Genomic DNA, 19,072 nt, shown 5'->3' on the forward strand with positions numbered 1-19,072 from the left:
AGTCCCCTTCTTCGGAGTCCGCGTCCACGGAGGGCTCCACCTCGGGGTCGCCGTCCTCGGAGTCCCCCAAGTCGGAGCCCCCGTCCAGTCAGGGCGAATCCCCGCAGACCGGACAGTCGGAGGAGAAGTCCAGCGCCGCGGAGCCCTCCAGCGCTCAGGAGCAGCCGCCGGCCGAGAACTCGCCCGCCGAGAACTCCCCGGCGACGTGAGCGGCCCCACAGTCCCGCCCCGGCGGCTGTGACAAAGCTCGCTGTGCGCGGTCGGCGAACGCACCAGGGGGACTGCCGGGCCCGGCTCGGGGTACGAGGACTGGTGCAACACTGAACGGCCGGATCGGGCTTCCGAGAGAGACACGCATGACCGAATACCTGGGCGGGGCAGTGATACCGACTGGTTTCGACGTACCCGTGGAGCCGCTGCGACGCGCGGCGCACTACACCGGCGAACCCGGATGCATCGGCGACGCACGGGCTTTCGCGGCCCAGTTTTTGCAGCAGCTGAGGACCGAGTGGTGCGCCGCCATCGACAGCCGGGCCGACGACGAGCTGCTCCTCGTCGTGAGCGAGCTGGTCACCAACGCGGACCGGCACAGCAGCGGCCCGTACATCCTGGAGCTGGAGGGCACGGACACCGCCGTCACGGTGGTGGTGTACGACAGCAGCTCGGCCCTGCCCCGCCGGTTCCCGAAGGACCCCGAGCGCGTCGGCCGGCACGGTCTGGAGATCGTGCACGCCCTGGCCGCGCAGGTGACCGTGGAGCGCGTGCCGGTCGGCAAGCGCGTGTGCGCGCGGGTGGAACTCGGCGCCTAGGGTGAGGGGGTGAGCAACCAGGTGAGCAACGAAGCCCGTGTGATCCCGCTCCGCCCGGAGCCGAACCGGACCGAGCCGATCCAGACCGAGCCCGCGCCCAGGGAGCCCCTGTGGCGCGATCTGGTCGGTGAGGTGCTGCGCCGTGAGCGGCTGGCGCAGGAGCGCACGCTCCGGGACGTGGCCGACGAGGCCCGGATCTCCCTGCCCTATCTCTCCGAGATCGAGCGCGGCCGCAAGGAAGCCTCCTCCGAGGTCCTCGCGGCGGCCGCCCGCGCGCTCGGCCTGGGCCTCGGCGACCTGCTGTCGCTCGCGCAGGGCGAGCTGACCCGGCACACCGCCGCGGGCCGCCGTACGGCCGCGGTGCCGCAGCGCCCGTACCAGCCGTACAACGGCTTGTGCCTGGTGGCCTGAGGTACGGCCCCCGGTCCGCTCAGCCGGTGCCCTTCTCGCGCAGCTCCCGGAAGAAGGCCCGGAGGTCGGCGGCCAGCAGATCCGGTTCCTCCAGGGCCGCGAAGTGCCCGCCCCGGTCGAACTCCGTCCAGCGCACGATGTTCTCGGTCCGGTCCGCCTTGTGGCGCAGCGGGATCTGGGGCTCGGCCGGGAACAGGGCGAGGGCCGTCGGCACCGTGGACGGCTCGGCGGGCCGGGTGGTCCGGCCGTGCGCGTGGGCCCGCTCGTAGTAGATGCGCGCGGACGAACCGGCCGTGCCGGTCAGCCAGTACAGTATGACGTTCGTCAGCAGCCGGTCCCGGTCGACGGCCTCCTCCGGGACCTCCTCGGAGTCGGTCCACTCCCGGAACTTCTCGACGATCCAGGCGAGTTGACCGACCGGCGAGTCCGTCAGCGCGTACCCGAGAGTGTGCGGCCGGGTGGACTGCAGGACGGCGTAGCCCGTGCCCTCGCGCGACCACTGCGCCCACCGCCGCCACGAGGCGAGGGCGTTCTCCCGTTCCTGTGTGCCGAGCCCGCTCAGTTCCTCCGGGCCGGGCTCGGTGGCGGCCTGGGCGCCCGGCAGCAGGGTGAGGTGAACGCCGATCACCCGGTCGGGACGGGCGCGGCCCAGCTCGCGGGAGACCACCGCGCCCCAGTCGCCGCCGTGCGCGCCGAAGCGCTCGTAGCCGAGCCGCCGCATCAGCTCCGCCCAGGCGTCGGCGATCCGGGCCGCCTCCCAGCCGGGCTGCGTGGTGGGCCCGGAGAGACCGAAGCCGGGGAGGCCCGGCACCACGACATGGAACGCGTCGGCGGCCTCGCCGCCGTGCGCCACGGGGTCGGTGAGCGGCCCGACGACGTCCAGGAACTCGACGATCGACCCCGGCCAGCCGTGGGTCAGGATCAGCGGGGTCGCGTCCGGCTCGGGGGAGCGCACATGGGCGAAGTGGACGTTCGCCCCGTCCACGGTGGTGGTGAACTGCGGCCACTCGTTCAGCCGCGCCTCGGCGGCCCGCCAGTCGTACTCGTCCCGCCAGTACCGGGCCAGATCCCGCAGGTAGCCGCCGGGAACGCCGTACTCCCAGCCCGCCCCCGGCAGCTCGGCCGGCCAGCGGGTGCGGTCGAGGCGGTCGTACAGGTCGTCCAGATCGCTCTGCGGTACCGACAGTCGAAACGGCCGGATGGTCTCGGCGGACGCAGACGTCATGGCCCGGATGCTAGTGCCCCGGCGGGCTCCGTCCCCGGGAAGCCGGTCGGTGGCCGGCCGATGAGTTTCGGGGCGTGGGCCGGTCGATACACATGACCGTGTTCCACGCTCCAGGAGGTGCGCATGACCACCGACGGATTCACCACGTGTCTCTGGTTCGACGGCCAGGCCGAGGAGGCCGCCGACTACTACGTGTCGATCTTCAAGAACTCCAGCGTCGGCCGTGTCGGCCGCTTCACCGAGGCCGGGCCCGGGCCGGCCGGTTCGGTGGTGGCCGTGGAGTTCACGGCCAACGGCCACCAGTTCGTCGCGCTCAACGGCGGCCCCCAGTTCAAGTTCACCGAGGCGATCTCGTTCCAGATCTTCTGTTCCGACCAGCAGGAGATCGACTACTACTGGAACCGGCTCACCGAGAACGGCGGCGAGGCCGGCCCCTGCGGCTGGCTCAAGGACCGGTACGGCGTCTCCTGGCAGGTCGTCCCCGACCGCCTGATCGACATGATCGGCGACCCGGACCCGGAGAAGGCGACCCGCACCAGCCGCGCCATGCTGAGCATGGGCAAGCTCGACATCGCCGAGCTGGACAAGGCGTACGCGGGCGAGTAGGCCGTCCCACGGCGGGCGGAGCAGGCCGCTGTCCGTCCTCGGTGATCACGTGCCGGGATCCTCGGCGAGGATCTCGGCGATCACATGCCGGGAGTTCTCCGCGAGCGCCGGGTTGGTGTGCCAGTAGTACGGCAGCTGGATCAGCGAGATCGACAGCGCCCAGCCCCGCCCGCGTGCCCACTCGGCGTCGTCGGCTCCCACGGTCTTGCGGAAGGTGTCGCGGGCGGTCGCGGGCAGCAGGTTCCAGGCCACGATCAGGTCCACGGCGGGGTCGCCGACCCCGGCACAGCCGAAGTCGATCACCGCGCTCAGCCGCCCGTCGGCCACCAGGACGTTCCCGGGGGACAGATCGCCGTGCATCCAGGCCGGCGACCCGCCGTGCTCCGGGGCGCGCAGCGCACGCTCCCACAGAGCTGTCACCGGGTCCGTGTCGATCCTGCCGGTGAGCTGCTCCAGGGCCGCACGGGTCGGCTCGTCGCGGGTCGCGAGCGGGACGCCCCGGCCGGCGGACGGCCCGTCCCCGAGGTCGGTCCGGCGTAGCGCGGCCACGAACGCCCCCAGCTCCTCGGCCAGCCGCTCCGGCGCCTCGACGGCGCCCGCGACCGGGTTGCGCCCGTCCAGCCAGCGGTACACCGACCAGGGCCACGGAAAGTCCTCGTCCGGCTCGCCGAGCCCCACCGGCTCGGGCGTGGCCACCGGAACGCGCGACCCGAGGAGGGGCAGCCAGCGCTGCTCGTGCACCACGTCGCCCACGGCGCCGGGACGCCGGGGCAGCCGCACCACCAGCTCCGTCCCCAGACGGAACATCGCGTTCTCGGTACCGGACGACTCCAGACGCCGGACGGGCAGCGACCCCCAGTCGGGGAACTGCCGTGCGATCATCCGCCGGACCAGCGCAGCGTCGGTCTCGACCTCGTCCTCGTGCATCTTCACCGCACACATGGGGCCCCATCCAAGAGCCCGGCGCGCCCCCTGTCGAGCGAAATACCGAGGGGGGCGGCGTCGTTGGACACCGCCCCCGCTCGTCGGCCTGTTGGGATCAGACCCGGTCGGCCACGATCAGCAGGTACTGGAAGCTGCCATTGCGGTACGCGGACAGGAAGGTGTCCTCGATGCCGGTGACCAGGTGGTCCGCCTCCTTGCGCAGTTCCCAGTACGGGATGGTGGCCTGCGTCAGGTCCTCGACGTGCACCGGCACCAGCCGGTTGCGGGCCATCGCGCGGAAGTACTCCGACCTCGGGTGGATGTCGCAGATGTAGTGCGCGTTGATCAGGGACACCTCGCGCGAGGCCTGCCCGTAGGTGTCGTTGTAGCAGCCGGTGATCACCACGTACCGTCCGCCGCGGCGCAGCAGCCGGGCGTGCTCGGCGAACAGCAGGTCCAGCTCGACGTACATGGTGGACTCGTTGTTCCACGACGCGGCGTACGCGCCCGACTCGAAGCCGGTGTCGAGCATGTTGCGGTGGTGGTAGCGCACCTTGCCGTCGATGCCCCGCTTGCGGGCCATCTCGTTGGCGAACTCGGCCTGCTTGGCGGAGATCGTGACACCGTCGCAGTGGCAGCCGTGGCGCAGGTTCGCCACCACGCTGCCGCCGCCCCGGCCGCAGCCGGCGTCGAAGACGCGGTCGGCGGGGGTGAGCGGGCCGAGGTGGGTGGCCAGCAGCTCGGCCTGGGCGTGCTCCAGACGGTGCAGTTCGCCGGTGACCCGCTTCTTGCGCAGGTCCGGGTCGGGTTCGTCGAGTACCGACCAGTCGGCGTCCCCGATGCCGTAGTGGTGGTGGTACAGGTCGTCGATCTTTCCGAGTTCGAGGTTGACCGGGTTCTCTTCGGCGTTCCAGTAGTCCGCGACACGGGTCTGGTACGTGGACTGGGTCGGCACCGGAGCTGACGTGGGGGTCTTCCGGGCGACAGGGGCGGTGGTCAACAGTGACTCCTCGAAGTGCGTCTGACGGTGTTTCGGAGAACTGGTGGGATCACCAGTAGTCGGGAAGGTGGTAGCGGCTGGTGTTGGTGGAGTGCCACTCGTGGTTGCCGGCGACCCAGGCGGACAGCCCCTGGGCGTAGCGCTCGACGAGGGGCGAGGTGGCGGACAGGAGGGCGGACTCCTCCTCGAAGGCCTCCATGATCCGGTTGTGGATCTCGACGGACTTCAGATATGCCGCCTTCAGGCCGCGCCGGTCGTTGGCGGCGACCACCTGGGGCAGATTGAGGTGGTCCGGATCGCTCGCCAGCTCCTTGGTGAAGGAGTACAGGTCGTTGACGATCGTGGTGGCGTTGCATGCGAGGGCGGTGATCCGCTGGATCTCCGGCCGGGCGTAGACCTGCTCGGGCAGTTCGTAGCCGTCCACCGCGTCGACGAGCGACAGACAGGGGCGGAAGTTGTTGAACTGCCGCATCACCAGGTACTCCCAGACCCGCGGCACGTACTTGGTCTCCATCCAGGCGGCCTCGCCCAGGTAGCCCATGTGCAGCCGGGCCATGTCGTGCACGAACCGGTCGGTCTGGCTGGGCGTGGCGATGGCCGCGTAGTCCGCGAGGGCGAAGTGGTACGAGCGCAGCGGACCGTCGGCCCGGATGCCCTCGCGCCACTCCTCCTCCAGCTCCGGGATGCCGTGGAAGGGGTCGAGCGCCGACTGGGCGATGATCAGCGGGCCGCCCAGACCGCGCCGCGATCCGCCCCGGCCCTCGTCCTCCTCGCAGTAGCAGGAGTCGACGATGTTCTCGGCGAGCAGCAGCTTGCCCGCGGCGGTGAGGCGGTCCAGGTCGAGAGCGCCCGGATGCTGGAGTACGACGGCCCGGCCGAACTGGAAGTCCGAGAAGTCCCCGGTCCAGGCCGCGGGAAACAGATCCAGGTCGCGGGCCCAGGTCTCGAGCCGGCTGTCGATCTCGGCGGCCTTCTCCGGGTCGGCGGGAACGGCCGGCTGGTAGTGCAGTCCGGGGATGACCCCGGTGCGCCGCGGCCGGCGCATGCTCTGGGCGATGTTGTGCGGCCCGGGGAGTGTGTAGGCGTTGGTGGGTGTGGTCATGGTGTGCTCCAGGCCGTCAGTCGGCAGTCCGGCCCAGCTGGACGTTCTCCAGGATCCCCGCGGCGTCGGGGACCAGGATGGCCAGCGAGTAGTAGGCGGTGACGAGGTAGTTGATGATCGCGGCGGTGTCGATACCCATGAAGCGGACGTTCAGACCCGGCTGGAACTCCTCCGGGATACCGGTCTGGTAGAGGCCGATGACGCCCTGGTCGGCCTCGCCGGTGCGCAGCGCGATGATGCTGGTGGTGTGGTCGTCGCTGATCGGGATCTTGCTGCACGGATAGATCGGGACCCCGCGCCAGGCCGGGATCTCGTGCCCGTCGATGTTCGCGGAGGCGGGCACCAGACCGCGCCGGTTGCACTGCCGGAAGAAGGCCGCGATCGCCTTCGGGTGCGCCAGGAACACCTTGGTCTTGCGGCGCATGGAGAGCAGCTCGTCCATGTCGTCGGGCGTCGGCGGCCCGGTGAAGGAGCTGATCCGCTGGCCGTAGTCGATGTTGTGCAGCAGTCCGAACTCCCGGTTGTTGACCAGTTCCCACTCCTGGCGCTCACGGATCTCCTCGACCGTGAGGCGCAGCTGCTGCTGGGTCTGGTCCATCGGGCTGTTGTAGAGGTCGGCGACCCTGGTGTGCACCCGCAGCACGGTCTGGGTGAGCGACAACTCGTACTCGCGGGGGGCGAGTTCGTAGTCCACGAAGCCGCCGGGCAGCGTCTGCTCGCCGACGTGGCCGGCCTGCACCGGGACCTCCGCCTCCCCCTTGCGGTTCATCGGCTTGCGCTGCTGCTCGACGTACGCGTGGAGATGGGCGGCGAGGGACGGCACCCGCTCGGTGAACTCCTGGACGGCGTCCCAGGGCAGCGCCAGCACCACTCCCGCCGTCTCCGCCCGCACCGAGGTGAGCCACAGCGGGTCGGACTGGCCGACCGCCTCGTCGCCCATCTGGTCGCCGTCCCTGACGACCCCGACGATCTCCTCCTCGCCGTACTTGCCGGCCGCGAACCGGGTGAACCGGCCGTGCACCACCAGGTACGCCTCCGTGACCGGCTGCCCGGCCTCGAACAGCACCTGGCCCGGGCGCACCTCCCGGGGCTGGAAGCGGGTGGCCATCTCCCGCAGCACGTCCAGGTCGGGGTAGCCGCGCAGGATCGGCAGCTCGGTCAGCGTCTCGGGAATGACCCGGATGTCGTCGGCGCCGTTCTGCTCGAAGTGCACGCGGCCGCGCCCCGTGCGCAGTTGCAGACGGCGGTTGACCCGGTACGTGCCGCCCTTGACGTCCACCCACGGCAGGGTCTTCAGCAGCCATCGCGAGGTGATGGCCTGCATCTGCGGTTCGGACTTGGTCGTGGTGGCGAGGTTGCGGGCCGCCCGGGTGCTCAGGCTGGTGAGCTGCCCGTCGGTCGGGGGCCCGGGATCGGGTTCGTCGACTGCGGAACCGGTGGCGATGTCCGGAGTGGACACATTCCCTCCTGCGGAGAGGCGAACGGGGGTGATGGGGATCGGTCGGTGGTGCACGGGGTGCCGGTGCGCTCCGACCAGCCAAACAGGACGCGTGATCTTCGGGTACAGCGCGCAGGGGGCGCCTTTGATCAACAAGTGGTGCGAACCCGCCGGTGAGAGCGTTGCGAGGCGGTGTTCGTGATCACGCGCCGCAACTCTGCCTCCGCACGCGGTGAATTCTCATGTTTGCGATCAGGAAAGATCGTTCACCAGCACCGCCGCCCCGTCGAAGCGCCCGGCCTTGAGGTCTTTCAGGGCCTGTGGTGCCTGCGACAGGGGATACGTGTGCGTCGTCGCGTGGACTTTGTGCAGCGCGGCCTTCTCCAGGAACTCGCGGCCGTCCGCGCGCGTGTTGGAGGTGACGCTGCGCAGTTCCTTCTCGTAGAAGAGGTCGGTCTCGTAGTGCAGGGGCGGTACGTCGCTCAGGTGGATGCCCGCCACGGACAGGACCCCGCCGCGGTCCAGCGCCCGCAGCGCGACCGGGACCAGGTCGCCGACCGGGGCGAACAGGATCGCGCTGTCCAGGGGTTCCGGTGGCAGGTCGTACGCGTCGCGGGCCGAGGCGGCGCCCAGTTCGAGGGCCAGCTGCCGGGCGGCCGCGCCGCGCGTGAGGACGTGCACGGTGGCGCCCTCGGCGATGGCCACCTGCGCGCACAGGTGGGCGCTGCCCCCGAAGCCGTACAGCCCGAGCCGGCCGCGCGGCGGCAGCGCGGCGCGTCGCAGCGCGCGGTAGCCGATGATCCCGGCGCACAGCAGCGGCGCCAGTGGCACGTCGTCCAGTGCGCTCGGCAGCCGGTAGGCGAAGTCCGCCGGTACGGTCGTGTACTCGGCGTAACCGCCGTCGGCGTCCCAGCCGGTGTACCGGGACCGCGGGCACAGGTTCTCGGCGCCCCGCAGGCAGTACGCGCACGCGCCGTCGGTGTGCCGCAGCCAGGCCACGCCCACCCGGTCGCCCACGGCGAAGCCCTCGACACCCGCCCCGAACCCGGCGACCACGCCCACCACCTCGTGCCCGGGGGTCACCCCCTGCCGGTGCACCGGCAGGTCCCCCTCGGTGACGTGGAGGTCGGTGCGGCACACTCCGCAGACGCGCACGTGGACCAGCAGCTCGTCGTCCCCGGGAACGGGCACCGGCCGCTCGACGAACCGGAGGGGATCCTCCTCCACCGGCCCGGGCCGGGTCACCGACCATGCCCGTGTCGTCCCTGCCGTCGCCATCAACTCCGACATTCCGCGCCCCGTCTCGTCGAAGCCCGCCGTCTCCCTCGTCTCCCTCGTCCAGTGTCGGGCAGTTTCACCCGTTCGGCGCGCGGGCCGACCGAGGGATGGCTAGCGTGAGAATCGGGACAATCCGCCTCACCGGAGGGGGCCGTGACCATGGCCGTGCAACCTGAAGGAACGCCCTGTTGGGCCGACGCGATGTTCACCGACGTCGAGGGCGCCAAGAGCTTCTACGGCGAGGTCCTGGGCTGGACCTTCGGCGAGGCGGCGTCGGAGCACGGCAATTACACACAGGCCTATGCGAACGGCAAGGCGGTGGCCGCCGTCGTACCGCCGGTGCCCGGCCAGGAGGGGCAGTCGCAGTGGTGCCTGTACTTCGCGTCGCCGGACGCCGCCGCCACCGCGGCCAGGATCCGGGACAACGGTGGCGAGGTGCTGATGGAGCCTATGCAGGTCGGCGACTTCGGCACGATGTGCCTCGCTCTTGAGCCCAGCGGTGCCGTGTTCGGCGTGTGGCAGGCGGGTGCCCACGAGGGCTTCGAGGCGACGGCGGTGCCCGGCGCCTACACCTGGGCCGAGGTCTTCACCCGCGACCCCGATAAAACGGACACGTTCCTCACGGCTGTCTTCCCGTACGCGGCGAAGCAGCTCGAGGACGACGGGGTCGACTTCCGTGTCTTCAACCTCGGCGACGACACGGTCCTGGGCCGGATGCGGATGACCGACGAGTTCCCGCCCGAGGTTCCGTCGTACATCAACGTGTACTTCGGCGTCGACGACTGCGACGCGGCCGTGGCCCGGGCGACCAAGCTGGGCGGCATTCTGCGCTTCGGGCCCATGGGCAGCCCCTTCGGCCGGTTCGCGGCGCTCAGCGACCCGCAGGGCGCGAACTTCTCCGTGATCGACACCACGACCACCGAGGGCGACAGGCCCAGCTTCCAGGACGTCTGACCGGGCCCGGAGCGGTGGCGGGCGCGGCCATGGCATGATCGAGCGCATGCGTGAACGTGTGGTGGCCGCGTGCGACGGGGCTTCGAAGGGAAACCCCGGACCGGCCGGATGGGCATGGGTGGTCTCCGACGACGAGCGGACCCCCGCCCGGTGGGAGGCGGGCCCGCTCGGCCGGGCCACCAACAACGTCGCCGAACTGACCGCGCTGGAGCGCCTGCTGGCGGCCGTCGACCCGGACGTGCCGCTGGAGATCCGCATGGACTCGCAGTACGCGATGAAGGCGGTCACCACCTGGCTGCCCGGCTGGAAGCGCAACGGCTGGAAGACGGCCGCCGGCAAGCCGGTCGCCAACCAGGAGCTGGTGGTCCGCATCGACGAGCTGCTCGACGGCCGCTCCGTGGAGTTCCGCTACGTCCCCGCCCACCAGGTCGACGGCGACCCGCTCAACGACTTCGCCGACCGCGCCGCCAGCCAGGCCGCCTCGGTCCAGGAGGAGGCCGGCAGCGCCCTCGGCTCCGCGGAGCCGCCACCGTCGCCCGACACGCCCAATGCAGCCGCCCCGCGCCGCAAGGCGCCCCGCCGGACCGGCGGCGGAGCGTCCTCGCGCACCATCAAGGCGAAGTTCCCCGGCCGCTGCCTGTGCGGCCGCAGCTACGCGGCCGGCGAGTCCATCGCCAAGAACGCGCAGGGCTGGGGCCACCCGGAGTGCCGTACCGCCGAGGCCTGATCAGCTGTCGAAGGTGTAGAACTTCGTGTGGTCCAGCAGGTCCGACGGGCGCACGTCGTTCCACGGCTTCATCGTGTCGTTCAGGTCGACGACGTCGGGCGTCCCGCCGGTCGGCAGGTAACCGGCGTCCGGGTGCCGGCGCTGCCACTCGGCCCACAGCTTGTCGACGTAGGCGTGGTGCAGCCAGAACACCGGGTCGTTGGGGGAGACCCCGGTGGCCATCTGCCCGCCGACCCAGACGTGGACCCGGTTGTGCAGATTGGCCCCGCGCCAGCCCTCGAGGTTGTTGCGGAAGCCGTCGGAGGAGCTGTTGTACGGCGCCATGTCGTACGTCGATATGGCCAGCACGGACTCCACCTCCGCGCGCGTCGGCAGCTCGCGCACGGCCGTGCCGAGCGAGCGGCGCAGGAATGAACGGCCGTCCACGCGGACGCTCATCGGCCAGTTGCCGGTGGACCCGGCGAACGGGCCGTCCATCACCCGGCCGTCGCTGCTGCGCCCGGTGCCGCCGAGGAAGTCCGGCGCCCACAGCGAGGCGCGCACCGTGCGGTCGGTGCTCCAGTCCCAGTACGGCAGGGCGACCGAGGAGTCGACCGCCTGCAGGGCCTGCTCGAAGTCGAGCAGGAATCTGCGGTGCCAGGGCAGGAAGGACGGGGAGCGGTGGCCGGTCCGTTCACCGCTGTCGGTGTCGGCCATGATGAAGCCGTTGTGCGTGCGGACGAACTCGTCGTAGCGCCCGTTGCGCTTGAGTTCGAGGACGGCGCCCACGAAACGGCGCTTCTCGTCGGCGGTCAGGGCGGCCTGGTTCTTGCGAACGGTCATGTGCGTGGTGCTCCGGATGTCCTTGCGGGGGCGGTCAGTTGGCGGGGAACGGCAGCAGCGGGGCACCCTGCAGCTCGTCCACCGCGGCACGGGCGGCGGCGCGCGGCGTGGGCACCGGGTCGTAGTGGCTGACGACGCTGATCCAGCTGCCGTCCGCGTTCCGCATCACGTGCAGCTCGACCCCGTCGACGAACACGGAGTAGCCGCCGCCGTGTTCGTGGTGGTGACCGCCCATGCTCGACGGACGGCCCTGTATTCGGCGGCCCTTGTAGACCTCGTCGAAGGAGTCCGGTGCGCCGTGCTGGTGTTCGGCGGCCGAGGCGCCGGGTGCGACGAGTGTGGCGGCCGAGGCCGTGGCGGCCAGGGCGGCCGCCGCGGTGAGCGCGCGGCGCCGGGTGATTTCGGGCATGCGTGTCCTCCTGTGGGGGAGTTCGAGTGGTGACTCCGCATGCCTACCGGGCCGTCCAGGAGGGGAAGAAATCGCCCGGAACCGGTTGGCTGTGATCCGGACAATTGGCCACATGTCGTAGAAGATTGAAGCAAGATGATCTTGCTGTGAAGATGGGCGCTTCTGCTGCGGAACGGGGAATTCCTTGCCGGGGTGTCCGGTGATCCGGTGATCTTTCTCGTTCACGCTGCGCCCGAGTGGCGGGGGTCACCGCGCCAGACTGACGCGATCCGGCTGGAACCAGGGCGTGGCTCACCTCCGCGACCAGGTGTGAGGAGAACCTGGCCCGGCGGGCGGCCGGAGTGCGGGGCGATATCTTGGGTGAATGGCCATTCACCGGATAACGTGAATTCGTATTCACCTGGCAGTCCGAGCCGTTCACAGGAGCGCCCATGGGCCACCCCGCCCCGATATCCCAGCCGCCCGGCACGTCCACCGCGGCGCCCCGGCTGCGGGACCGCCTCACCATCCCGGTGCTCGCGTCGGGCGGCATCCTCATGGCCGTCATGCAGACCGTGGTCGTACCGCTGCTGCCCGACCTGCCAAGGCTGACCCACGCATCGGCGGCCACCGTCTCCTGGATGGTCACCGCGACCCTGCTGTCCGGGGCGGTGCTCACCCCCGTGCTCGGCCGGGCCGGCGACATGTATGGCAAGCGCCGGGTGCTCACCGCCGCGCTCGGCCTGATGACCGTCGGCTCGGTGATGTGTGCCCTGTCCTGCGACATCGGCGTGCTCATCGTGGCTCGCGCCCTCCAGGGCGCCGCCGCCTCCGTCGTCCCGCTCTCGATCAGCATCCTGCGCGACGAACTCCCGCCGGAGCGCCGGGGCTCGGCGGTGGCCCTGATGAGTTCCACGGTCGGCATCGGCGCCGCCCTCGGCCTGCCGCTCGCCGCGCTGGTGATCCAGTACGCCGACTGGCACACCATGTTCTGGCTGACCAGCGCCCTGGGCGCACTCGGTGTGGCGGCCACCTGGTGGGCGGTCAGGGAGTCGCCGGTGCGCGAGCCCGGCCGCTTCGACGTCCTCGGCACGCTGGGCCTGGCCGCCGGCCTTGTGTGCCTGCTGCTGGGCGTCTCCCAGGGCGGCCAGTGGGGCTGGGGCAGCCCCCGGATCCTCGCGCTGTTCCTCGCGGCCGTCGCCGTCCTCGCCCTGTGGTGGTGGCAGCAGCTGCGCGCCGAGCGGCCGCTGGTCGACCTGCGCCTGGTCACCCGGCCGCGGGTGGGCCTGTCCCACGTGGCGGCCCTGCTGACCGGCTTCGCCTTCTACGCCAACTCGCTCGTGACCGCCCAGCTGGTGCAGGCCCCGAAGGCCACCGGCTACGGCCTCGGGCTGTCCATCGTCGCCACCGGCCTGTGCCTGCTGCCCGGCGGCGTCACCATGCTGCTCTTCTCGCCCGTGTCCGCCCGTATCTCCGCCGCGCGCGGCCCGCGCGTCACCCTCGCCCTCGGCGCCGCCGTCATCGCCTGCGGCTACGCGGTCCGCATCGCCGACAGCCGCGACCTGTGGATGATCATCCTCGGTGCCACGGTGGTGGCGACCGGCACCACCCTCGCCTACTCCGCGCTCCCGACCCTGATCCTGCGGGCCGTCCCGGCCGCCCAGACCGCCTCCGCCAACGGCGTCAACGTCCTCATGCGCACCATCGGCCAGGCCGTCTCCAGCGCCGCCGTCGCAGCCGTCCTCGTCCACCACAGCAGCCTCGTCGGCGGCGTTCCGGTGCCCACACTGCACGGCTATCTGCTGGCGTTCGCGATGGCCGGGGCCATCGCCCTGGTCGCCTGCGCCGCGGCCCTGTCCATCCCGGGCGACAGGCCCTCCGGCGACACCAGGCGCGCCGGGGGAGCCACCCGGGGCGCGCGCGACGAGGCGATGGAGGGAGCATGAGTGCCGTGAGCACTCCATCCGGCCCCCGAGCGCACCTCCCGGAAGCCCCCGCACGTCGCGACGCCGAGGCCACCAAGGCGGTCATCCTCAAGGCCGCCCGCTACCTGCTGGCCCGGCACGCGCACGCCGACATCACCCTGAAGGCCGTCGCCGAACGGGCCGGTGTCAGCCCGCCGTTGATCCTGAAGTACTTCGGCAACAAGGACGCCCTCTTCGCCCGCGTGATGTCCTTCGACACCGACGCGGACGACCTGCTCGACGCGCCGCTTCAGCAGCTGGGCCGCCACATGGTCCGCCATGTGCTGGCCAGCCAGCGGGAGCGCGGCGTCGACCCGCTGGTGCGTATCGCCTTCGCGTCCCTGCACGGCGACCACGGCGAGATCCTGCGTGCCAACTTCCGCGCCCAGGTGATCGAACGCCTCGCCGCCCGGCTCACCGGCCCCGACGCGGGCCTGCGCGCCGAACTCGCCGTCGCCGGCCTCCTCGGGCTCGGGGCGATGTACGGCATCGCGCGCGGCCCGCATCTGCGCGAGACCGACATCGACGTCATCGCAGACCGCTACGGCCCCCTCGTACAGGAACAGCTGACGCCCGGCACCTGAGTCACCCGACGGTCTGGTGGCCGGTCAGCAGCGCCTCCGCGCACCTGCGGAACGCCGTGAGCAGCCGGCCGTTGTCGCCCGCGCGGGTCGCCAGCGCGACATGGCTGGGTTCGACGCCGTGCAGCGGGATCGAGGTGAGTCCGGGACGGATGCCGATGCCGGGGATGCCCGGCGCGATCGCCACCGCCTGCCCGGAGGCGACGAGTTCGAACTTGTCCTCGATGCCGTCGATGTACGGGCCGTCCGGGGCCGGGCTGCCGTCGGGCCGGGGATCGATGCGCCAGAACGCGTCCCAGAGCCGGTCCGGCACCCGGGGGAGCGGCTCGTCGGCGATGTCGTCCACGGTGACCGACTCCTTGCCCGCCAGCCGGTGGTCGAGCGGGACGACCAGGACGCGCGGTTCGTCGTAGAGGACCGTCACCCGCAGGCCCTCGGTGACGAACGGCAGCCGGGTCACGAGCGCGTCCACGCGGTGGTCGAGCAGCGCGTCCCGCGCCTCGTTCCAGCGCAGATGTGCGGTCCGCACGTCGGCGTCCGGGAACCTGCGCCGCAGGTCGCGCACCGCCGGGGTGACGAAGATGCCGGAGGTGAAGCCGACGGTGATCCGGCTGGGCTCGGCGGCGGCCCGGGCGACGGCGGTGGCCTGGGCCGCGGCGCGCAACAGCGCCTTCGCACGCGGCAGGAAGGCCTCTCCGGCCTCGGTGAGCCGGGTGCCCCGCGGGGTGCGGTCGAACAGCCGGGCGCCCACCTGCTGCTCCAGGCGCCGCACTTGACGGCTCAGGGACGGCTGGGCGATGTGCAGGGCGGTCGCGGCGCGGCCGAAGTGCCGGTGCTCGGCCACGTCCGTGAAGTACCGCACCAGCCGAAGGTCGAGGTCCACGTGGGCGGCCGCGTCTGTCATGCCTCAAGCGTACTGCCATGCGCGCTCTTCCTGCCCGCTCACAATTGCGCTGACCTGCGGTGATGCCTGATCTGTATTGCGTCATTCGAAACAGGCTTTGGACCTGGAGGCGGCCTCGGACCAACGATGAAGTCATTCCCGCCCAGTATCCGAGGAGCAGATCAACCATGCGTGTTTTCGTCACCGGTGCCACGGGGTTCGTCGGATCCGCCGTCGTTCCCGAACTCATCGCCGCCGGGCACGAGGTCGTCGGCCTCGCCCGCTCGGACGAGGCGGAGGCCTCGCTGAAGTCGGCGGGGGCCGAGGCGTACCGCGGCAGCCTGGACGACCCCGAGGGGCTGGCCCGCGCCGCGGCCGCGGCCGACGGCGTGATCCACCTGGCCTTCATACACGACTTCACCGACATCTACGCCGCGGGCACCACCGACCTGCGGGCCATCGAGGCGATGGGCGTCGCTCTGACCGGCTCCGGCAAGCCCTTCCTGGTCACCTCCGGCACGGGGATCGTCCGGGCGGACGGGGACGGTGCGGTCACCGAGGAGGACGGGCCCGCGCCGGGCGGGCACCGGACCGCGTCGGAGGAGGCCACCCTCGCACTGGCCGAGCGCGGGGTGCGTGCCTGCCTGGTCCGGCTCGCCCCCTCCGTGCACGGCCGGGGCGATCAGGGCTTCGTGCCGCGCCTGATCGGGATCGCCCGGGCGAAGGGCGCGTCGGCCTACCTCGGCGACGGCGCCAACCGCTGGACGGGCGTGCACCGTTCGGACGCGGCCCGGCTGTACCGGCTGGCCCTGGAGTCCGCACCGGCCGGCACCCGGCTGCACGCGACCGACGAGGAAGGGGTGCCCTTCCGGGACATCGCCGCGGTCATCGGCCGGCACCTGGACGTGCCCGTCGTCAGCATGCCCGTCGAAGGGGCCCAGGACCACTTCGGCTGGCTCGGCCGGTTCGCCGGCGCCGACTGCCCGTCGTCGAGCGCGCGGACCCGCGGACTCCTCGGCTGGGAGCCGCAGGGGCCCGGCCTCCTCGCCGACCTCGACGAGGGCCACTACTTCGAGGCGTAGTCAGCCGCGTCCAGGCGAAGTCAGCGCAGCAGACGGTCGAGGAAGCCGTTCCCGAACACCCGGTGCGGGTCCAGACGGTCGAGGATCCCGACCGCCTGCTCCCACACGCCCGCCTCGAACGAGCCGGGCACGGCCGAGCCCAGCACCTCCGGGTCGCTCCATGCGGCGTCCTCGGTGTACGCCCAGCCCTTGGACCACTCCACGCGCGCGAGGGCGTACCCGCCGTCGTACGTGTCCAGCAGGAACCCCTCCAGCTCGCGCAGGAACGCCTCCGCGTACGGCGTCCCCGGCAGGGTCAGCACGTCCAGCCACACCGCGGTGTCCCACTCGGGGCGGGCCCCGCTCGGCCGCAGCGCGGACAGCAGCGGGGCGCGGGCGCCCTCGACGCCCGTGTCGGCGGGGTCGTCCAGGCCGGTCACCCGGATCTCCACCGAGCCGTTCACCGGGAACCGGCCCAGCGCCGCGTACGCCTCGAGCCGCTCCCGGTAGCGGCTGGTGAACTCGTGCACCACCCGCTGAACCCCGGCCCGCGTGGTGAGGATCGTGTACCCGTTCGCGGTCACCCGCAGCGTGGTGGGCCGCACGTACAGCAGGGTGTTCTTCGACGGCCCCCACAGATCGGCGGACAGCGTGGTCGCCAGCCCCAGGTCGGCCACGCCGAGCTGTGCGTTGCCGAGCACCGGCGCCAGGTACCAGGCCGCGTCCGTGAACATGCGTCCCACCAGGTCGGCCACAACGGTCGGCACGCTGTCGGAGAACGGGTAGTTGTACGGCGAGGTGACGTGCCGTGAGGTGAGCGGTTTGACCGGCGTGACGCTCCACTCCTTCAGCCACGGGAACTCGGTGAAGGCGAACCAGATCGTCTCGACCCGGCCCGAGCGCCGCAGGAACGTCTCCATCGTGCGCCCGCGGGAGCCGGGCGCCGCGAACAGTTCGGAGGCCGGGATGTCGGTACGGCTGACACAGCGCAGGCTGCTGTCGGAGCCGACCCGCAGGACCACCTCCGTGACGAAGGACCGTCCGAGATGGGTCAGGAGCGCGGCGCAGTCCGCCTCCGCGCGGTGGAACGTCCGCAGGACATAGGCCCCCGCGCCCTCGTCCCACACCACCGCGGTCAGCTCCAGGACCCGGTTGCTCAGGGAGCCGTACGTCGCGCCGGCCAGCGGGTGCTCACCGTCGGCAGGCACGGCCGTGCCGTGCGCGTCGATCGCCAGGGCGCCGCCGAGGGTGAGGTCGCCGGGCGCGGGTGTGGCGGTGAGGCCGAGGCCCTGCCCCTCCAGGAAGGTGAGCAGGGCTTCGAGGCTCACTCCCGTGCCGGCGCGCACCGCCGACGCGCCCTCCAGCGCCACGCCGGTCAGATGGGGTGCGGTGTCGACCAGCAGGACGCGGGTGTCCGTCGTGGTGCCCTCGGTGATCGTCAGCGGCGACCAGCTGTGCGAGCTGCCCCGCGCGCGCACCCGCCACCCGTTGCGCCACGCCCAGTTGACGACGGAGAGCACCTGCTCCGGGGTGATGGGAGCGCAGGCCCACAGCCCGTCCGCGGTGATCTCGCCCACCCAGTTGCGGTACGCCGAGCGGTGGAGCGCCACCTCGGCCGGAAACCCCGGGAGTTCGGCCGCGGCGAGGGCCGGATCGGCCGCCACCAGCACGGGCACGGCAGCCAGCGCGGCGGCCGTGCGCAGGAAGCCGCGGCGGCTCACGGGAGCCGAACCACCGCTCCAGGAAGGGGAGTTGCTCACTGAATGATCGATCACGGACTCACGCTAGGGTCCGCTTTACGGCAACCGACGTTCCGTCGAGTCCTCAATCACTCATGTGGGTGAAACACGCACAGACTCCCGCCGGAGCGACGTGTTCCGCGGGATGCGAGACCTGGTGACACACTGACGCCATGGACGAACGCGTAATCGGCAGGTCGGGTCAGCGGGCATCGGTCGTCGGACTCGGCACATGGCAGCTGGGCGCCGACTGGGGCGAGGTGGACGACAAGGAGGCCCTGTCCGTCCTGGAGGCGGCGGCCGAGTCCGGGGTCACCTTCTTCGACACGGCCGACGTGTACGGCGACGGACGCAGCGAGTCGACCATCGCCGCCTTCCTGGGCGGCCGGCCCGATCTGCACGTGCTCGTGGCCACCAAGATGGGCCGCCGGGTCGAGCAGATCCCCGAGAACTACGTCCTGGACAACTTCCGCGCCTGGAACGACCGCTCCCGCCGCTACCTCGGCGTCGACCGCCTCGACCTGGTGCAGCTGCACTGCCCGCCCACCCCCGTCTACTCCTCCGACGAGGTGTTCGACGCCCTCGACACCCTGGTGGCCGAGGAGCGGATCGCCGCGTACGGCGTGAGCGTGGAGACCTGTGCCGAGGCGCTGACCGCGATCGCCCGGCCGAACGTGGCCAGCGTGCAGATCATCCTCAACGCGTTCCGCATGAAGCCCCTGTACGAGGTGCTCCCGGCGGCACGGGAGGCGGGCGTCGGCATCATCGCGCGCGTGCCGCTCGCCTCCGGGCTGCTGTCCGGCAAGTACACCAAGGACACGGTCTTCGCGGCCGACGACCACCGCACCTACAACCGGCACGGCGAGGCCTTCGACCAGGGCGAGACCTTCTCCGGCGTCGACTACGCGACCGGCGTCGAGGCGGCCGCCGAGTTCGCCGCGCTCGCCCCCGAGGGGTACACCCCGGCCCAGCTGGCCCTGCGCTGGATCGCCGAGCAGCCCGGCGTGACCACGGTCATCCCCGGCGCCCGCAACCCGGAGCAGGCCCGGGCCAACGCGGCCGCCGCCAAGCTGCCGCCGCTGCCCGAGGAGACGTTCACCGCGATCCGCGACCTGTACGAGCGCCGGATCAAGGACCAGGTGGAGCAGCGCTGGTAGGTG

General features: G+C 71.7%; 19 protein-coding genes. 9 read left to right on the forward strand and 10 right to left on the reverse strand.

All coding sequences use genetic code 11. The annotated features are described in order from the left end of the window. Positions 1-356: 356 nt before the first annotated feature. Both ACFY3C_RS36980 and ACFY3C_RS36985 read left to right on the forward strand, forming a co-directional pair. Positions 357-809: an ATP-binding protein gene (locus ACFY3C_RS36980; protein ID WP_386578599.1), complete on the forward strand. Its 453-nt coding sequence runs from the start codon at positions 357-359 to the stop codon at positions 807-809. 9 nt (positions 810-818) lie between these two features. Beyond that, entirely contained in the window at positions 819-1,220 is a 402-nt protein-coding gene (locus ACFY3C_RS36985; protein ID WP_390773948.1) for a helix-turn-helix domain-containing protein, read from the forward strand. Positions 1,221-1,239: 19 nt separating this feature from the next. Here the strand turns inward: ACFY3C_RS36985 and ACFY3C_RS36990 are convergent, their stop codons facing one another. Then, positions 1,240-2,445, reverse strand: a complete 1,206-nt coding sequence (locus ACFY3C_RS36990; protein ID WP_390773949.1) for an epoxide hydrolase family protein — start codon at positions 2,443-2,445, stop codon at positions 1,240-1,242. A gap of 123 nt (positions 2,446-2,568) precedes the next feature. On the opposite strand from ACFY3C_RS36990, the gene ACFY3C_RS36995 reads away from it, so the two are divergent. Continuing rightward, a complete protein-coding gene (locus tag ACFY3C_RS36995; RefSeq protein ID WP_390773950.1) occupies positions 2,569-3,051 on the forward strand; it encodes a VOC family protein in 483 nt (160 codons plus the stop codon). Positions 3,052-3,096: 45 nt separating this feature from the next. Here ACFY3C_RS36995 and ACFY3C_RS37000 read toward each other — a convergent pair whose 3' ends face one another. The 5 genes from ACFY3C_RS37000 to ACFY3C_RS37020 all read right to left on the reverse strand — a co-directional run bounded on the left by ACFY3C_RS37000 (position 3,097) and on the right by ACFY3C_RS37020 (position 8,805). After that, positions 3,097-3,993 (reverse strand): aminoglycoside phosphotransferase family protein, encoded by an 897-nt coding sequence (locus ACFY3C_RS37000; RefSeq protein ID WP_386578603.1) that lies wholly within the window; start codon positions 3,991-3,993, stop codon positions 3,097-3,099. Between the two features lie 97 nt (positions 3,994-4,090). Continuing rightward, a complete protein-coding gene (locus tag ACFY3C_RS37005; RefSeq protein WP_386578604.1) occupies positions 4,091-4,975 on the reverse strand; it encodes a geranyl diphosphate 2-C-methyltransferase in 885 nt (294 codons plus the stop codon). A 49-nt stretch (positions 4,976-5,024) separates the two neighbouring features. Next, positions 5,025-6,077, reverse strand: coding sequence for a family 2 encapsulin nanocompartment cargo protein terpene cyclase (locus ACFY3C_RS37010; protein WP_386578605.1), 1,053 nt, complete (start codon positions 6,075-6,077; stop codon positions 5,025-5,027). 16 nt (positions 6,078-6,093) lie between these two features. Continuing rightward, a complete protein-coding gene (locus ACFY3C_RS37015) occupies positions 6,094-7,536 on the reverse strand; it encodes a family 2B encapsulin nanocompartment shell protein (RefSeq protein WP_389177007.1) in 1,443 nt (480 codons plus the stop codon). Positions 7,537-7,767: 231 nt separating this feature from the next. After that, positions 7,768-8,805 carry a zinc-binding alcohol dehydrogenase family protein gene (locus ACFY3C_RS37020; protein ID WP_390773951.1) on the reverse strand — a complete coding sequence of 346 codons (1,038 nt, stop codon included), beginning with the start codon at positions 8,803-8,805 and terminating at the stop codon, positions 7,768-7,770. 147 nt (positions 8,806-8,952) lie between these two features. Between ACFY3C_RS37020 and ACFY3C_RS37025 the strand changes: the two genes are divergently transcribed. Continuing rightward, positions 8,953-9,747, forward strand: a complete 795-nt coding sequence (locus ACFY3C_RS37025; RefSeq protein WP_390773952.1) for a VOC family protein — start codon at positions 8,953-8,955, stop codon at positions 9,745-9,747. 34 nt (positions 9,748-9,781) lie between these two features. Further along, complete coding sequence (locus tag ACFY3C_RS37030) at positions 9,782-10,474, forward strand: ribonuclease H (protein WP_390773953.1); 693 nt, start codon at positions 9,782-9,784, stop codon at positions 10,472-10,474. Here the strand turns inward: ACFY3C_RS37030 and ACFY3C_RS37035 are convergent, their stop codons facing one another. Continuing rightward, positions 10,475-11,296, reverse strand: a complete 822-nt coding sequence (locus ACFY3C_RS37035) for a tyrosinase family protein (RefSeq protein ID WP_390773954.1) — start codon at positions 11,294-11,296, stop codon at positions 10,475-10,477. It abuts the gene before it with no gap. A gap of 34 nt (positions 11,297-11,330) precedes the next feature. After that, positions 11,331-11,705, reverse strand: a complete 375-nt coding sequence (locus ACFY3C_RS37040) for a tyrosinase cofactor (protein ID WP_386578612.1) — start codon at positions 11,703-11,705, stop codon at positions 11,331-11,333. Between the two features lie 431 nt (positions 11,706-12,136). Here ACFY3C_RS37040 and ACFY3C_RS37045 point away from each other — a divergent pair, with 431 nt between their 5' ends. Both ACFY3C_RS37045 and ACFY3C_RS37050 read left to right on the forward strand, forming a co-directional pair. Further along, on the forward strand, positions 12,137-13,630 hold the full coding sequence (locus ACFY3C_RS37045) for an MDR family MFS transporter (RefSeq protein ID WP_390773955.1): 1,494 nt from the start codon (positions 12,137-12,139) through the stop codon (positions 13,628-13,630). Continuing rightward, positions 13,627-14,232 (forward strand): TetR family transcriptional regulator, encoded by a 606-nt coding sequence (locus tag ACFY3C_RS37050; RefSeq protein WP_386578614.1) that lies wholly within the window; start codon positions 13,627-13,629, stop codon positions 14,230-14,232. Before ACFY3C_RS37045 ends, ACFY3C_RS37050 begins: the two co-directional genes overlap by 4 nt. Position 14,233: 1 nt before the next feature. On the opposite strand, the gene ACFY3C_RS37055 is transcribed toward ACFY3C_RS37050, so the two are convergent. Then, entirely contained in the window at positions 14,234-15,133 is a 900-nt protein-coding gene (locus tag ACFY3C_RS37055) for a LysR substrate-binding domain-containing protein (protein ID WP_390773956.1), read from the reverse strand. Positions 15,134-15,300: 167 nt separating this feature from the next. Here ACFY3C_RS37055 and ACFY3C_RS37060 point away from each other — a divergent pair, with 167 nt between their 5' ends. After that, positions 15,301-16,194 carry an SDR family oxidoreductase gene (locus ACFY3C_RS37060; protein ID WP_390773957.1) on the forward strand — a complete coding sequence of 298 codons (894 nt, stop codon included), beginning with the start codon at positions 15,301-15,303 and terminating at the stop codon, positions 16,192-16,194. A 20-nt stretch (positions 16,195-16,214) separates the two neighbouring features. Here the strand turns inward: ACFY3C_RS37060 and ACFY3C_RS37065 are convergent, their stop codons facing one another. Then, the gene (locus ACFY3C_RS37065; protein WP_390773958.1) at positions 16,215-17,948 is read right to left on the reverse strand and encodes a cholesterol oxidase substrate-binding domain-containing protein; all 1,734 of its coding nucleotides are present in this window, start codon (positions 17,946-17,948) and stop codon (positions 16,215-16,217) included. Between the two features lie 137 nt (positions 17,949-18,085). Here ACFY3C_RS37065 and ACFY3C_RS37070 point away from each other — a divergent pair, with 137 nt between their 5' ends. Beyond that, positions 18,086-19,069: an aldo/keto reductase gene (locus tag ACFY3C_RS37070; RefSeq protein ID WP_390773959.1), complete on the forward strand. Its 984-nt coding sequence runs from the start codon at positions 18,086-18,088 to the stop codon at positions 19,067-19,069. Positions 19,070-19,072 lie beyond the last annotated feature (3 nt).

It is taken from the genome of Streptomyces sp. NPDC001410, assembly GCF_042895235.1.
Classification (GTDB): Bacteria; Actinomycetota; Actinomycetes; order Streptomycetales; family Streptomycetaceae; genus Streptomyces.

Coding starts and splice junctions, on each gene's coding strand:
- ACFY3C_RS36980 (WP_386578599.1), top strand. CDS start 357: ATGACCGAATACCTGGGCGGGGCAGTGATACCGACTGGTTTCGACGTA.
- ACFY3C_RS36990 (WP_390773949.1), bottom strand. CDS start 2,445: ATGACGTCTGCGTCCGCCGAGACCATCCGGCCGTTTCGACTGTCGGTA.
- ACFY3C_RS36995 (WP_390773950.1), top strand. CDS start 2,569: ATGACCACCGACGGATTCACCACGTGTCTCTGGTTCGACGGCCAGGCC.
- ACFY3C_RS37000 (WP_386578603.1), bottom strand. CDS start 3,993: ATGTGTGCGGTGAAGATGCACGAGGACGAGGTCGAGACCGACGCTGCG.
- ACFY3C_RS37010 (WP_386578605.1), bottom strand. CDS start 6,077: ATGACCACACCCACCAACGCCTACACACTCCCCGGGCCGCACAACATC.
- ACFY3C_RS37020 (WP_390773951.1), bottom strand. CDS start 8,805: ATGTCGGAGTTGATGGCGACGGCAGGGACGACACGGGCATGGTCGGTG.
- ACFY3C_RS37025 (WP_390773952.1), top strand. CDS start 8,953: ATGGCCGTGCAACCTGAAGGAACGCCCTGTTGGGCCGACGCGATGTTC.
- ACFY3C_RS37030 (WP_390773953.1), top strand. CDS start 9,782: ATGATCGAGCGCATGCGTGAACGTGTGGTGGCCGCGTGCGACGGGGCT.
- ACFY3C_RS37035 (WP_390773954.1), bottom strand. CDS start 11,296: ATGACCGTTCGCAAGAACCAGGCCGCCCTGACCGCCGACGAGAAGCGC.
- ACFY3C_RS37040 (WP_386578612.1), bottom strand. CDS start 11,705: ATGCCCGAAATCACCCGGCGCCGCGCGCTCACCGCGGCGGCCGCCCTG.
- ACFY3C_RS37045 (WP_390773955.1), top strand. CDS start 12,137: ATGGGCCACCCCGCCCCGATATCCCAGCCGCCCGGCACGTCCACCGCG.
- ACFY3C_RS37050 (WP_386578614.1), top strand. CDS start 13,627: ATGAGTGCCGTGAGCACTCCATCCGGCCCCCGAGCGCACCTCCCGGAA.
- ACFY3C_RS37055 (WP_390773956.1), bottom strand. CDS start 15,133: ATGACAGACGCGGCCGCCCACGTGGACCTCGACCTTCGGCTGGTGCGG.
- ACFY3C_RS37060 (WP_390773957.1), top strand. CDS start 15,301: ATGCGTGTTTTCGTCACCGGTGCCACGGGGTTCGTCGGATCCGCCGTC.
- ACFY3C_RS37070 (WP_390773959.1), top strand. CDS start 18,086: ATGGACGAACGCGTAATCGGCAGGTCGGGTCAGCGGGCATCGGTCGTC.